11 protein-coding genes and 1 pseudogene are annotated in these 13564 nt (G+C 68.7%); 8 read left to right on the top strand and 4 right to left on the bottom strand.

The annotated features are described in order from the left end of the window. Window position 1: 1 nt before the first annotated feature. Window positions 2-910 (bottom strand): alpha/beta hydrolase, encoded by a 909-nt coding sequence (locus C8E96_RS24860; protein WP_176926701.1) that lies wholly within the window; start codon window positions 908-910, stop codon window positions 2-4. Then, window positions 907-1881 (bottom strand): enoyl-CoA hydratase/isomerase family protein, encoded by a 975-nt coding sequence (locus tag C8E96_RS24855; protein WP_091368825.1) that lies wholly within the window; start codon window positions 1879-1881, stop codon window positions 907-909. The genes C8E96_RS24860 and C8E96_RS24855 overlap by 4 nt, the downstream gene beginning before the upstream one ends. Before the next feature lie 108 nt (window positions 1882-1989). Here C8E96_RS24855 and C8E96_RS24850 point away from each other — a divergent pair. Then, window positions 1990-2556: pseudogene (locus C8E96_RS24850) on the top strand (TetR/AcrR family transcriptional regulator); the annotation flags it as partial. Window positions 2557-2596: 40 nt separating this feature from the next. On the opposite strand, the gene C8E96_RS24845 reads toward C8E96_RS24850, so the two are convergent. Beyond that, window positions 2597-3529 carry a short-chain dehydrogenase/reductase gene (locus tag C8E96_RS24845; protein WP_091368821.1) on the bottom strand — a complete coding sequence of 311 codons (933 nt, stop codon included), beginning with the start codon at window positions 3527-3529 and terminating at the stop codon, window positions 2597-2599. A gap of 76 nt (window positions 3530-3605) precedes the next feature. Between C8E96_RS24845 and C8E96_RS24840 the strand changes: the two genes are divergently transcribed. The 4 genes from C8E96_RS24840 (at window position 3606) to C8E96_RS24825 (ending at window position 8349) form a co-directional block, all read left to right on the top strand. Continuing rightward, window positions 3606-4448 carry an alpha/beta fold hydrolase gene (locus C8E96_RS24840; protein WP_091368818.1) on the top strand — a complete coding sequence of 281 codons (843 nt, stop codon included), beginning with the start codon at window positions 3606-3608 and terminating at the stop codon, window positions 4446-4448. Window positions 4449-4520: 72 nt separating this feature from the next. After that, on the top strand, window positions 4521-5564 hold the full coding sequence (locus tag C8E96_RS24835; RefSeq protein WP_091368814.1) for an NADP-dependent oxidoreductase: 1044 nt from the start codon (window positions 4521-4523) through the stop codon (window positions 5562-5564). 12 nt (window positions 5565-5576) lie between these two features. Beyond that, window positions 5577-7028, top strand: a complete 1452-nt coding sequence (locus C8E96_RS24830) for a phospholipase D-like domain-containing protein (RefSeq protein WP_091370097.1) — start codon at window positions 5577-5579, stop codon at window positions 7026-7028. 85 nt (window positions 7029-7113) lie between these two features. Continuing rightward, complete coding sequence (locus C8E96_RS24825; RefSeq protein ID WP_091368810.1) at window positions 7114-8349, top strand: alpha/beta fold hydrolase; 1236 nt, start codon at window positions 7114-7116, stop codon at window positions 8347-8349. 234 nt (window positions 8350-8583) lie between these two features. Here C8E96_RS24825 and C8E96_RS24820 read toward each other — a convergent pair whose 3' ends face one another. Further along, window positions 8584-9987, bottom strand: coding sequence for an aminopeptidase P family protein (locus C8E96_RS24820; RefSeq protein WP_228769597.1), 1404 nt, complete (start codon window positions 9985-9987; stop codon window positions 8584-8586). A gap of 434 nt (window positions 9988-10421) precedes the next feature. On the opposite strand from C8E96_RS24820, the gene C8E96_RS24815 reads away from it, so the two are divergent. The 3 genes from C8E96_RS24815 to C8E96_RS24805 all read left to right on the top strand — a co-directional run bounded on the left by C8E96_RS24815 (window position 10422) and on the right by C8E96_RS24805 (window position 13440). Beyond that, window positions 10422-11177, top strand: a complete 756-nt coding sequence (locus C8E96_RS24815; protein ID WP_091368807.1) for a LuxR C-terminal-related transcriptional regulator — start codon at window positions 10422-10424, stop codon at window positions 11175-11177. A gap of 14 nt (window positions 11178-11191) precedes the next feature. Beyond that, complete coding sequence (locus tag C8E96_RS24810; protein WP_166658107.1) at window positions 11192-12025, top strand: aminoglycoside phosphotransferase family protein; 834 nt, start codon at window positions 11192-11194, stop codon at window positions 12023-12025. Between the two features lie 152 nt (window positions 12026-12177). Continuing rightward, window positions 12178-13440 carry an MFS transporter gene (locus C8E96_RS24805; protein ID WP_091368796.1) on the top strand — a complete coding sequence of 421 codons (1263 nt, stop codon included), beginning with the start codon at window positions 12178-12180 and terminating at the stop codon, window positions 13438-13440. The last annotated feature ends 124 nt before the right edge of the window (window positions 13441-13564 follow it).

Genomic DNA, 13564 nt, shown 5'->3' with positions numbered 1-13564 from the left:
TTCAGAGCGGCTGGAGGTGGCGGGTCAGGAATTCGAGCTGGTCGGTGACGAGCTGCTCGAACGGCTCGCCCAGGTAGAACGCGAAGTGGCCCGCCTCGTAGGTCCTGATCTCCCCGTAGGGCGCGCTGCTCGCGTAGCGAAGTGTCTGCTCCGGCGGGGTGACTGTGTCGTGTTCACTGACGCAGAAGAGGATCGGCATGGCCACCTTCTTCGCCGACCGCCCCGGCCGGTACATCGCGATCGTCGGTACCACTCGCGCCGCCGCCGCGTTCACGAATGACTCGCCGGGCGGGATCAACGCCTGGTAGCCGGGCAGGGCGTCGGGCGCGTTCATCAACGCCAGGGTTCCCGGCGGGCCTGCCAACGGGACCGTCACCGGGTCCGCACCCCGGACCTTGGCCGCGAGATCGCGGGCGACGACCGGCAGAATCCTCAGCGACGCAACGACTCCGAGTGCGCGTGCCGACGCGAGGCCGTCGGTGAAGGGACACTGGGAGACGGCCGCGAGCAACTCCGGGTGTCGTGCGGCCACGGTTATGGAGTGGCCACCACCGAAGGAACTGCCCCAGACCGCCACGCGCCCGCCGTCGACATCATCGCGGCCCTGGATGTGCGCGATCGCCGCATCCCAGTCGGCGAGCTGTCGCTTGATCGACAGCAGCTGCCGGGGCTGCCCGCCGGAGTCGCCGAAGTGTCGGTAGGTGAACGCGAAGGCGGCGATCCCGGCCGCGGCGAACCGTTCCGCGAAGGCGTCCAGGCGCATCTCGCGGATGGCACCTAAGCCGTGACCGAGGATGACGACAGGCGGGTTTCTGACACCCGCGGGCAGGTAGAGCCACGCGGCGCAGCCTGCGTCACCGGAGGTGAAGGAGACATCGTGGCGGGTATAGGGCTTCGAGTCGGCAATCATGGCTTCACCGCTGTTCCGTTGCGGATTCCCGGCACTGTGCCCGCTTCGAGGGCCTCCGCGTAGACACCCGGGCTGTAGAGGGGCAACTCGCCGGTCGCGTCGGTTGTCGCCATGTAGTCGAGCATCAGCCCCTGCCCCACTGTGGACAGTGCGGTGGCGAGGAATTCCGCGCGCTCCACGTGCAGACCGTCGGTCAGCGGCATCGAGCCACCGAAGTACACCGACCGCTTGATCGCGGCGATGGAACCCTTCGTCCGCGAACCGAAGTGCTCAGCCAGCTCGATGGCCCGCGTCAGGACCTGCTCCGGTGCGACAACGTCGTCGACGGCCCCGATCGCCACTGCCTCAGCGGGGGTGAACGGCTTGCCCTCGATGATGGCGAGGAGCGAGCGGTGGGTGCCGATGAGCCGCGTGAGCCGCTGAGTCCCGCCACCGCCGGGCATGATGCCCAACAGCACCTCAGGCTGGCCGATGAAGAAGTCACCGTCAGCCATGACCCGCAGGTCGTTGGCCCAACTGAACTCCGCGCCCAGGCCCAGCGCGGAACCGTTGAGGGCCGCGACGAAGATGACACCGCTGCGGTTCATCTTCAGGAACGTCTGATGCACCCGCTCGAGCTGGACCGCGGGCCACAGTGGTGTCTTGCCCAGCAGCGCCCGCAGCCCGCCCGCACGATTGACGCCCTTGGCCGTGTAGGCGAGCGCGGACGCGCCCCGCACGCCGACCGGCGGGACCGCCGCTCCCCCTTCCTGCAGCCAGCGGACCTCGGCGTGGCTGACGAAACGCTCCGGATGTGTCCCGGTGAAGACGACCGCGTGGACGTTCGGGTCACCATCGGCCCGGTCCACCAGAGCGGCCAACTGCTCCGCGATGTCGTTGCCGAACAGCCCGAGCGGACCGCCGTCGACCCGTGCGACCAGCACGGCGCCACGGTCCTCGATCTCGAGCGTTCCTCTGACTTCTGCTGCCATGGCTGAGTCCTTGGGTGGAGGTTGCGGGACGATGCCCACGCTCAATATAACCAAGTTATACTGGGCGGGCAATGCTTCTTCGGCTGTCGCCGCGACGTAAACGACGGCATGAGTGAGAGCATGAGGGCCATGTCCGAAGAACCGACGTCGAACGGCGTTCCGGAACGTCTCGTGCAGGCCACGATCCGGCTGCTCGCCGAAGAGGGGCCCTCAGCCATCAAGGCGCGCACGGTGGCGGCCGAAGCCGGAATGTCGACAATGGTCGTGTACAGCCACTTCGGCGGCATCCCCGAGCTCATCCGCGCCGTGGTAGACCACGGATTCTCGCGGATCGAGAAGGCGTTCTCGCAGGTGCCGATCACTGAGGACCCGATAGCCGACCTCTTCTCGATGGCACTGGCCACCCGCGAGATCGCCCGCGCCAACCCACATCTGTACGACCTGATGTTCGGCCTGTCGACCCGGGCGACGTACCGCCCCACCGCCGACCGAGACGTTCGCCGCAGTGGACACTCGCCCGCGTTCCAAGCCGCCTACCAGCACGTCATCGATGCGTGCGCCCGGCTCGCGGAGTCCGGTCGGGTCGAGGCGCTCGACCCCAGGGTGGCCGCCGCCGCGCTGTGGAGCTTCGTGCACGGTTACGTCACCCTTGAACTCGGCGACCACTTCACCGACTTCGAAGACCCGGTGGCGCAGGTGATGCTGCCGATGGGAATCACGTTCTCGGTCGGCCTTGGCGACGATCCAGAGCGGGCTCGGACCTCGCACGAGACCGCGCTTCAGCTTCACCCGGCACGAGTTGCTCATTCCGCCCAAGCGCCTGGATCTCACGTTCGAGGGTAGGCACCCACCTGCCGGCGAAGCGCCGCACCCAGAGCCACCCGACCGCGGAGCCCGCGGCGGCCTTCGCCCAGGCCACCGCACCGACCGCGCGCGGGACGTACACCCGGGCCCGACGAGTCGCCAGCCCGTCGACGATCGCACCCGCCGCCTTCTCGACACTGGTCGTGACGTTGCCCGGATACGGCAGTTCACTGCGCATCCGGACGAACGAGGGGATGTCGCGCTCCGCGCCCTTGACCAGATCGGTCTCGACCCACGAGGGGTGCACCAGGCCCACCGTGACACCCAGGTGGGCCACCTCTTGGCGGTAGGCCAGGGCGAGCATCTCGACGCCCGCTTTGCTCGCGCCGTAGGACGACATCGAGGGCAGGGCGAGGAACGAGAGCGCCGAGGCCACCACCGTCACGTGTCCCCCGCTGCGCACGAGGTGCGGCGTCGCGTACTTGAGGGTCCGGAAAGTGCCCGTGAGGTTTACGTCGATTACCCGCTCGAAAGCCGTGTCCTCGGCCTGTCGCACGGTCCCGTAGGCCACCACTCCCGCATTCGCCACCAAGAGGTCGATGCCTCCCATCACGTCCGCGCTCTCGTCGATCGCGAGCTGAAGGGACCCGCCATCGCGGACGTCGGCTTCACGCCAGGACGCGGCCGGACCCAGCTCGTCGGCTAGCGCCTTCAGTCGGTTGGCCTCAAGACCGATCAACGCGACGCGTGCACCCCGGGCGACCGCCAACCGTGCCACGTTCGCCCCGATGCCGCGTGCGGCCCCGGTCACCACAAGCCTTCGGCCCGTCAAGTCTCGTTTCATGCACAGAGGATAACTTTGTTATATGCTGCTGGCAATGGACTTGAGTGACGCCCTCCAATGCCGCCCGGGAGCAGCCATGACGATGATCACCCCACACCAGGACGTCGACACCCGGACGGTCGACGTCGGCGGAACGCCGTTCGCCTACCGGGATCTCGGTCCCCGCACGGGAGTGCCGGTCGTCTTCCTCAACCACCTCGCGGCCGTGTTGGACAACTGGGACCCCAGAGTCGTCGATGGCATCGCCGCGAAGCGCCGGGTCATCACCTTCGACAACCGCGGCGTCGGCGCCTCCGGGGGTGCGACGCCGGACTCGATCGCCGCCATGGCGAAGGACGCGGTCGCATTCATCCGGGCGCTCGGCTTCGACGAGGTCGACCTCCTCGGCCTCTCGATGGGTGGTTTCGTCGCCCAGGTGATCGCGGAGCGGGAGCCGCGCCTTGTCCGCAAACTGATCCTCGCGGGCACCGGACCCGCGGGCGGCAAGGGAATCGACAAGGTCACCGCGCTCACCCTCGCCGACATGGCCAGGGGTGCGCTGACGTTCCGCGACGCGAAGTACTACCTCTTCTTCACCCGCACAGCCAACGGCCGGTCGCATGCCCGCGCGTTCCTGAAACGACTGAAGGAACGCACGAACAACCGCGACAAGGCGATCTCGGCCCGATCGTTCCGGGCGCAACTGAAGGCCATCAGCGGCTGGGGGCGCCATGAGCCTGCCGACCTGTCCGGCATCCACCAGCCGGTGTTCGTGGCGAACGGCGACCAGGACCGGATGGTGCCGACCGGCAATTCGACCGACCTCGCCCGGCGGCTGCCCAACGCGCGGCTCGAGATCTATCCCGACGCGGGCCACGGCGGCATCTTCCAGAACCACGCCGAGTTCGTCCGACAGGCCCTGGCGTTCCTGGCGGAATGATCGGGGTGCCGCCTTGCCTTCCGTATAACTTCGTTATATCCTGCTTGGACACTCCAGAGAAGGCTGACTGAGATGAAGGCATTCGTCGTCGAGAAGTACGGCAAGGACGGGCTGCGCGCCGCCGAGGTACCCGAGCCGGTCGTCGGAGACCACGACGTCCTGGTGCGGGTGAGCGCCACCAGCATCAACCCGCTGGACAAGATGGTCCGCGACGGCGAGTTCAAGCAGCTCCTGAAGTACCGGAAGCCGTTCGTCCTCGGCCACGACGTGGCAGGCGTGGTGAAACGGGTCGGCTCCGCCGTGCGCGGCTTCCAGGTCGGCGACGAGGTCTACGCCCGTCCACGCGACCTGCGGATCGGCGGCTTCGCGGAGTTCATCGCCATCGATCAGCGCGACGTGGCGCCCAAGCCTGCCTCGCTCACCCTCCACGAGGCAGCCGCGGTCCCGCTGGTGGCCTTGGCCGCGTGGCAGATCCTTGTCGATCGCGCGGCAGTGAAGCCGGGTCAGAAGGTGCTCGTCCACGCCGGGGCGGGCGGCCTCGGCTCGACGGTCATCCAACTCGCCAAGCACCTCGGCGCCACCGTCGCCACGACCACCAACACTGCGACCGTGGACCTCGTTCGGAGCCTTGGCGCCGACGTTGTCCTCGACTACACCCAGGAAGACTTCTCAACCAGGCTGTCCGACTACGACCTGGTGCTCGATTCCCTGAGCGGGGACAACCTCAAGAAGTCGCTGACAGTCCTGAAGCCAGGCGGCCTCGCCATCGGTGTCGCGGGCCCACCTGACGCCGGATTCGCCAAGCAACTCGGCGCTCCGTCGGTCCTGGGTGTGGCGATGAACGCGCTCAGCCGCACCATTCGCAAGCAGGCCAAAGCCTTGGGCGTGCGCTACGAGTTCTTCTTCATGCGAGCCGACGGCTCCCAGCTGCGCGAACTCGCCGCCCTGTACGACAGCGGCGCGCTCCGCCCGGTCATCGACCGGACCTTCCCGTTCGAGCGGACACTCGAGGCCATGGCGTTCGTCGAACAGGGCCGCACCAAGGCAGGCAAGGTCGTCGTCTCGATGAGCCATGAGCCCGACGGTGGAACTTCGGCGATCACCAGGGATCTGTAGTGCGATGAGGTGGTGACCCCTCTCCGAGCATTGATCGACAAGGTGGACGAGCGGCTGGGCGACGGCGTGGAACACCTGCTGTGCGCCCACCACCAGCGGCGGCTGCGCGCGCTCGGCTGGTCGGAGGTGTTCTCCCCCGGCACCCAGGGCGGGTTCAGCGAGCGGGCGCCGGTCCGGTCCGGCAACCGGATCGAGGTGCTCGTCGACGGGGAGGAAGCCCTCGCGGGGATGCAGGCCGCGATCGAACAGGCCGACTCGCACGTGCACATCGCGAACTGGCACGCGAGCCCGGACTTCCGGCTGACCCGATCACCCGGTGCGCGCCCGCTTCGCGAGTTGCTCGCCTCGACCGCGGAGCGGGTGGACGTGCGGCTGCTGCTCTGGGCCGGGCCGCCGGTGCCGCTGTTCCAGCCGAGCCGCCAACTGGTGCGGGACGCGCGCGAGGAGTTCACCCGAGGGACAAAGGTGCGGTGCGTCCTCGACGCGCGGGAGCGAACCCTGCACTGCCACCACGAGAAAATCCTCGTCATCGACGACTCGACGGCGTTCGTCGGCGGCTTGGACTTCACCGCCCTGCAGGGCGACCGGCACGACAGCAACGCCCACCCGGCCGACCGCCCGATCGGCTGGCACGACGTGGTCGTGAAGGTCCAAGGGCCGATCGTGGCCGATGTCGCCGAGCACTTCCGGCGAAGATGGACCGAGGTGGCGGGCGAAGACTTGCCCGCACCCCGGGTCAGCGCCCCGGCCGGGCCCAGCAGGGCGCAACTGCTGCGGACGGTCCCCGACAAGACCTACGACTTCGCCCCGCGGGGCGACTTCACCGTCCTCGACGGCTACCTCCGGGCCCTGCGGTCCGCGCGCAGGCTGGTGTACCTGGAGAACCAGTTCCTCTGGTCGCCGGAGATCGCCGACGTCCTCATCGACAAGCTGTGCGACCCACCGGAGGACCGCTTCCGCCTCGTGCTCCTGCTCCCCCGCAAGCCGAGCAACGGCGCCGACACCACCCGCGGGCAACTCGGCAGACTGCTCGACGCCGACGACGGCAACCACCGCCTCCTCGCCACCACCATCAGCGCCCACGACGGTGAGCAGTCCGCACCCGTCTACGTGCACGCCAAAGTCGCCATCGTCGACGACGAGTGGATGACCATCGGGTCGGCCAACCTCAACGAGCACTCGCTGTTCAACGACACCGAGGTGAACATCGCGACCGACGACGCGGAGCTGATCCGGGCCACCCGGCTGCGCCTGTGGGCCGAACACCTGCAGCGCCCGGCCGACGAGGTGGCCGGGGACCCCATCGACGTGGTCGACCACCTCTGGCGCCCGACGGCCCGCGAGCAGGCCGACCGGGAGGCCCAAGACCTGCCGCGGACCCACCGCCTCACGCTGCTTCCCGGTGTGTCCCGCAGGTCCGGCAGGCTGCAAGGTCCGCTGCGGGGGCTGTTGGTGGATGGGTGAGGACCTGCCGCGGACTCGAAAACGCCCCGCCGCGGGGTTGGTCGGGTGATTGGAATGTGCACGCGCTTTCCGGCAGGATGGCCGTATGACCATTGTGCGAACCCCCGGCTATGTGATGACAGAGCACCATTTCACCGTCCCGTTGAACCACCGGACGCCCACCGGCGAAACGATCACGGTGTTCGCACGTGAGGTCGCCGACCCCGACGGGCGCGACCGCCCATATCTGGTGTATCTGCAGGGCGGGCCGGGGCAGGAATCGCCGCGACCGACGAAATACCCGGCCACTCCCGGATGGTTGGAGCGGGCGCTTCGCGACTACCGTATCCTGCTTTTAGACCAGCGTGGGACGGGATTGTCGACGCCCGTGCAGACGCCGCTCGCTGGGACAGCAGCGGAGCAGGCCGAGTATCTCACGCACTTCCGAGCCGACTCGATCGTCGCCGACGCCGAGCACATTCGCGCGCAATTGGGTGGACAGCCGTGGAGCGTGCTCGGGCAATCGTTCGGCGGATTCACCACGCTCGCCTATCTCAGCACCGCTCCCGAAGGTCTTCGGGAAGCGTTCTTCACCGGCGGACTGCCGCCGATCGCCACGCACCCGGATGAGATCTACCGGACCACCTACGAGAAGATGGCGCTGCGCAGCCGCATGTATTTCGAGCGCTACCCGGGCGACGCAGAGCGCGTGCGGAAGATCCACCGCCGCCTGGCCGACGACGATGTGCGGCTGCCCAACGGGGACCGGCTCACCGGGCGCCGGTTCCGGCAGCTCGGCCACCTGCTGGGCATGAGCGATGGCGCCGAAAGGCTGCACTACCTGCTGGAACGCGACGTCGACGCGACCGCGTTCCGGTACGACGCGCTGGCGCTCACGCCGTTCGACGGCCGCAACCCGCTGTACGCGGTGATCCACGAATCGTCCTACGCCGACGGCTTCGCCACCCGGTGGTCGGCGGAGCGGACGTTGCCCACGGAATTCGAGGACGACGTGGAGCTGTTCACCGGTGAGCATGTGTACTCGTGGATGTTCGACGAATACCAGGATCTGCGCCCGTGGAAGGACACCGCGAACCTGGTGGCCGACCATGAATGGCCCGCGCTCTACGACGCCGAGGTGCTCGCGAAGAACGAGGTCCCGACCGCCGCGGTGATCTATGCCGACGACCCGTATGTGGAGAGGGAATTCTCCCTCGACACGGCGGCGCAGGTTCGCGGGTTGCGGCCGTGGCTGACCAACGAATTCGAGCACAATGGTTTGCGGTCGTCCGGTGGAATCATTCTGGACCGGCTGATCAACCTCGCTCGCGGAAGCGCGTGACCGATCGGGGGTCTGCGGGTCGATTCGAACCCGCAGACCCCCGATTCGCGTATTCAAATAAGAAACGAAATGGCACGACACCGAACGCGGTCGACCATGAGATATTCACCACCAGAGCGGCGATCGACTCCCGACGAGCCCGTGATTACACGCTATCGGCCACGGTTGTCGCCCGCGGCGAATCAGCCGGTTACCGAAGTCGAACAGAACGCATTTTTCCGCCCGTAGGAACAGCTAAATTCGGGCCATCCATTCCTCGATCCCGCTCGCCGACATCGGCAGCGCCGCGGAGAGGATCTCGGCGCCGGTCTCGGTGACCAGCAGGTCGTCCTCGATCCGGACGCCGATGCCGCGAAGCTCAGCGGGGACGGTCAGGTCGTTGGGGTGGAAGTACAGGCCGGGTTCGACAGTGAGCGCCATGCCGGGCGCCAGGGCGTCGAGCTGGTAGGCCGCCGGGCGAAGTGAGCCGCAGTCGTGCACGTCGAGTCCGACGTGGTGGCCGACGCCGCAGCAGATGTACCGGCGGTGGTGCTGCCCGTCAGGGCTCAGCGCCTCCTCCACCGACACCGGGAGCATCCCCCAGTCGTGCAGCCCCTCGGCCAGGACCCGCATGGCGGCGTGGAAGAACGACGAAAACGGCCTGCCGGGCCGGACCTCCTCGATCGCGGCCAGGTGGGCGGCGTGGACCAGGTCGTACACCTGGCGCTGGGCGGGGGTGAACTCCCCGGAGATCGGGAGGGTCCGCGTCACGTCGGCGGTGTAGAGCGTGTCCGCCTCGACGCCCGCGTCCATGAGCAGCACGTCGCCGGGCCGCACCGGGCCGTCGCAGCGGGTCCAGTGCAGCACCGGGGCGTGCGGGCCCGCGGCGACGATGGTGCCGTAGCCGGGGCCGTTGCCCTCGGCGCGGGAGCGCCGGTGGAAGGTGCTCTCCAGCCACCGCTCGCCGCCGCCGTCGATCGCGGCAGGCAGGTCGCCGACCACGTCGGCGAACCCGCGAACGGTGGCGTCCACGGCGTGGCGCAGCTGCGCTTGCTCCCAGGAGTCCTTGACCCGCTTGAGCTCGGCCAGGGTCCGGCGCAGCGTCAGCGCCTGCTCGTAGGTCGACGAGGTCAGCGCGTCCAGCAGCGGGTCGACCCCGACCGTGGCCGCGGCGGGGCCGCGCAGCGCGCCCGCCAACTCGTCCACCGGGCGACACGGCAGGTCGAGTGCGGCGGCCCAGTCAAGCAAGCCGGGCGCCGGGCCCACCCACAGTTCGCCATCGCGGGCGTTGGCGTAGAACTCGGGGCTCTCGGGGCCTTTCGGGGGCCGCAGGAACAGTTCGGCGTCGTGCCCGCCCGGCACCGGGTGCATGACGAGCACAGCGCCCTCGGCCTGGCAGCCGGTGAGCCAGACGAAGTCGCTGTCGGGCCGGAAGCCGTAGTCGGTGGTGTTCGACCGGACAGGAGCGTTGCCCGCCGCCACCGCGATCCGCACCCCGGGCAGCGCGGCACTGAGCCGCGAGCGGTGCGCCGCGGAGGCCTTGGCGTTACCGTCCGGCAGCCGCGGCGTGCGGTCAGCCGGACCCCAGTCGCGCTGGATGAAGTCACGGAAGCCGGCGGCCTCGGCGGGCTTGATGATGTTGCGAGCGTCTTTGCCCACCAGGTCCACCCCTACACCCCGTTCATTAAGACGAACACTTGCGGCCAGTGAAGCATCCGACAAGGGCGCCGTCAACGTGCCATAGATGCCTCTCTAATGGAGAGATACGCCCGGATGGTGACAAACGACCGGGCATCAACCGTTCGCGTTACTGAACTTCGGAGAGTGTCCAGGCCCGGCGGCGCGTCCTGCCCGCAACCTCGGTGGCGGATGGCCGTCTTGTGGTGTGAAAGCCGGAAGGGCCGGACCGTCACGCCCGAGAGCAAGGGCGCGATATCCAACCTGTTGCCCATTGGCCCGTCGACACGGACCGGTGCGCGGTAGGTGGGGGTGCAGTCCAGCGGGGCGATCGCGCCGCGGGCGAAGTGATCAGCGGCCTCGAATCCGGGGCCGGTCATGCGGACCGGGCGGTCCGCTGGGGTTGAGGGGTCAATGTGGAATTGGCAAGAGTCACTGTCGTGCTCGCCGACGAGCAGCCGATCGTTCGGCGGGGGCTGATCGCGCTGCTGTCCAGGTCATCGGAGATCACCGTGGTGGGCGAAGCGTCGACCACACGGGAGGTCACGAGACTCGCGGCGGTACACAGACCGGACGTGCTGGTCATCGACGCCGAGTTACCGGGCAGCCAGGTCGACGCCACCATCCGCGAGGTGCTGCGGACCTCGCCGTCGACGGCGGTCCTGGTCTTCACCGCGGTCGACGACGAGAACACCGTGGTCGCCGCGCTGCGCGCGGGAGCCCGCGGCTACCTGCTCAAGAGCTGCGACGACGGCGGCATCATCCGCGCGGTCACCGGTCTCGCCCAGGGCGACGCCGTCCTCGGGCCCAGGGTCGCCGACCAGCTGATCAACCGCATCGGCAGCCGGGCGGCCCGCAACCAGGACCTGTTTCCCGAGCTGACCGCCCGCGAGCAGGACGTCCTGGAGCTCATGGTGTCCGGCATGCGCAACGCGGGCATCGCCGCGCAGCTTCACCTGTCTCCCAAGACGATCGCCAACCACATCTCCACCATCTTCAACAAGCTGCACGTGGCCAGCCGGATGGAAGCCGTCGAACTGGCCAAGGCCGCGATCCGCGGCCGGGCGCCGCTGGAGCTGGTGCGCGACATCCCTCGGCCCGCCACCGGGCAGGCCCACTCCCATCCCCTGTCGGCGGGCCGCGTCCCGGCCGGCGCCGCCGCGAATTCCTAGGAGTCACCACATTGTTGGATCTCGACGCCATCACCGCCCGACTGGAACCCCGGTTCGGCAAGGCGACGCACAGATGGGTGCCCGGCCTCCCGGACCGGGTGGCGGCACTGGTCAGCGAGTGGGACTTGCGGCTCGGCGCCGAGTTCAAGTCCGGCAACTCCTCGGTCGTGCTCAGCTGCAAGTCCCCGGCCGGGGACGCGATCCTGAAGCTCTCCCCCGACGCGTACGCCGTGGGCGAGGAAACCGAGATGCTGCGCCAGTTCGCGGCCTCCGGCCGGGTGCCCGCCGTGTTCGAAGCCGCACGTGGGGCGGTACTCCTGGAAGCCGTGCATCCCGGTGCCCTGGTGGAGAAGCTGCCGGTGCCGCCCTCCCCCGCCGAGTACGCCGCGTTCCTGACCGACCTGCACTCCGCGGGCGACCCGGCGAGCGCGCCGCGCAAGCTCGCGGACTGGATCGACGTGCTGTTCAACTCCGCGACCAAGCGGGGCGCCGACCTCACCACGTCCCGGAAGCTGCGCGACGAACTGCTGGCCGTTCCCACCGACACGGTCCTGCTCCACGGCGATTTGCACTTGGGCAACGTGCTGACCGACGACACCCGCGGCCTGGTCGCGATCGACCCGATGGCCTGCGCGGGTGACCCCTGTTTCGACGCCGTCGACTACGTCCTGGAAGGACTCGACCGCGCGGAGATGGTCCGGCGGCGCGACGAACTGGCCGCGGCGGCCGACATCGACGTCCAGCGGCTCGACGCGTGGTGCCGGGTGACCGCGCCGATCGGGGCGACGCACGTCAGCAACCCCGGCCACCGCGCGGAACTGGCCGCGTTCGGCCGCGGCGAGTACTGACCGCATAGCAGAAGCGCGTTCCCGGTGGCGGGTGCCGCACACCCGGACAGTCGGGCGATCTTCCCGATTCGGGTGTCGCGGCACCCTGCCGCCGGGACGCGGGCACCCGCAGCATTGACTCCACCGTTTCCCTCAGCACAGGACGTGTACCGATGCCCCTGTCCCGTCTCGCCACCCTCTCCGCCCGGTTCATCCCGGCTGATTCGCTGCGCCGCAAGCTGATCGCGATCCGGCTCGCCGAATCGATCGGCAAGGGCGTGTTCATCAGCGGCAGCGTCGTGTACTTCACGCTGCACGTCGGCCTCAGCGCGGGCCAGGTCGGCCTCGGCCTGTCCGCCGCGGGTTTCTCCGGACTGCTCTCGTCCATCGCGTTCGGCATGGTCGCCGACCGAATGAACCGGCGCAGGCTGCTGAGCATCCTGTTCGTCACCCTCGCGGTCGGGTTCTCACTGTATTCGTTGGTGGACAACGTCATCGCGTTCTACGTGCTCGTCATGTGCGTCGGTTTCGTCGAGTACGGCACGAGTCCGACCACGAGCGCGCTGCTGGGCACGCTCGTGCCACCGGAGGAGCGGGTCCGGCTCAAGGCGATGATGCGGTCGGTGTTCAACATCGGCTTCAGCCTCGGCATCGGGGTCGCCGCGGCCGCCGCCCTGAGCCCGAGACTGCTCGTGATGATCCCGCTGACCACCGCGGTGCTGATGATCGCCGCCGCGGTGCTGGTGACCCGGCTGCCCGAGGGTGAGGCCAAGCCGATCCCGAGTGGACTGCGCCGCTTCGCCGCGGTGCGCGACCTGCCTTTCCTCGGTGTCATCGGGGTTTCGACCGTGCTCGCCTCGCACGTCACCATCGTCCTGGTCACCTTGCCGCTGTGGGCGCTGACCCGCACCTCGATGCCGCACTTCGTCGTCCCGCTGCTGCTGATCTTCAACACGGTCTTCGTGATCCTGTTCCAGGTCCGGGCCAGCAAGGGCGCCGAGACGGTGCTGGGCGCGTCCCGCATCGCCCGACGATCGGGCTACTGGCTCGCGGCGGGCTGCCTCACGGTGGCCGTGACCGCTTTGAACAGCAACGTCATTCTCGTGTCGGGCGCCATCATCGCCGCGGTGCTGGTGCTCTCGGTCGCCGAGATCATGCAGTCGGCCTCGGCCTGGGGCCTGGGCTTCGGCCTGGCCCCCGAACACGCCCAGGGTGAGTACCTTGGCGCGTTCGACCTGCATGTGATCAGCCAGAACATCATCGGCCCGGCGATTCTCTCCGGCATCGTCATCGCGTTCGGCTTCTGGGGCTGGGTGGCCATCGCCGCCGTCGTGCTCGTCGCGTCGGCCCTCATCGCCCCGGCCGCGCGGCGCAGCGAACGCAAGCTGGCGGCGTCGAGTCCCGAGCCCGCGGAACTGTCCACAGTGTCCGCCTGAGTCCGACTGAATCCGTCTGTACGGCTGAACTACCTCACCCAAGAGCCCGGGTGGCGCCGATGACTTCGGCGCCACCCGGGTTGCTTTTGTTCGGCCACAAGTATTCCCGGTGAACGGGGAGAGT

The organism is Actinokineospora alba, from assembly GCF_004362515.1.
Lineage (GTDB): Bacteria > Actinomycetota > Actinomycetes > Mycobacteriales > Pseudonocardiaceae > Actinokineospora > Actinokineospora alba.
Note: the sequence above shows the minus strand (reverse complement) of the source record. Positions and strands in the feature narration are given on the sequence as shown.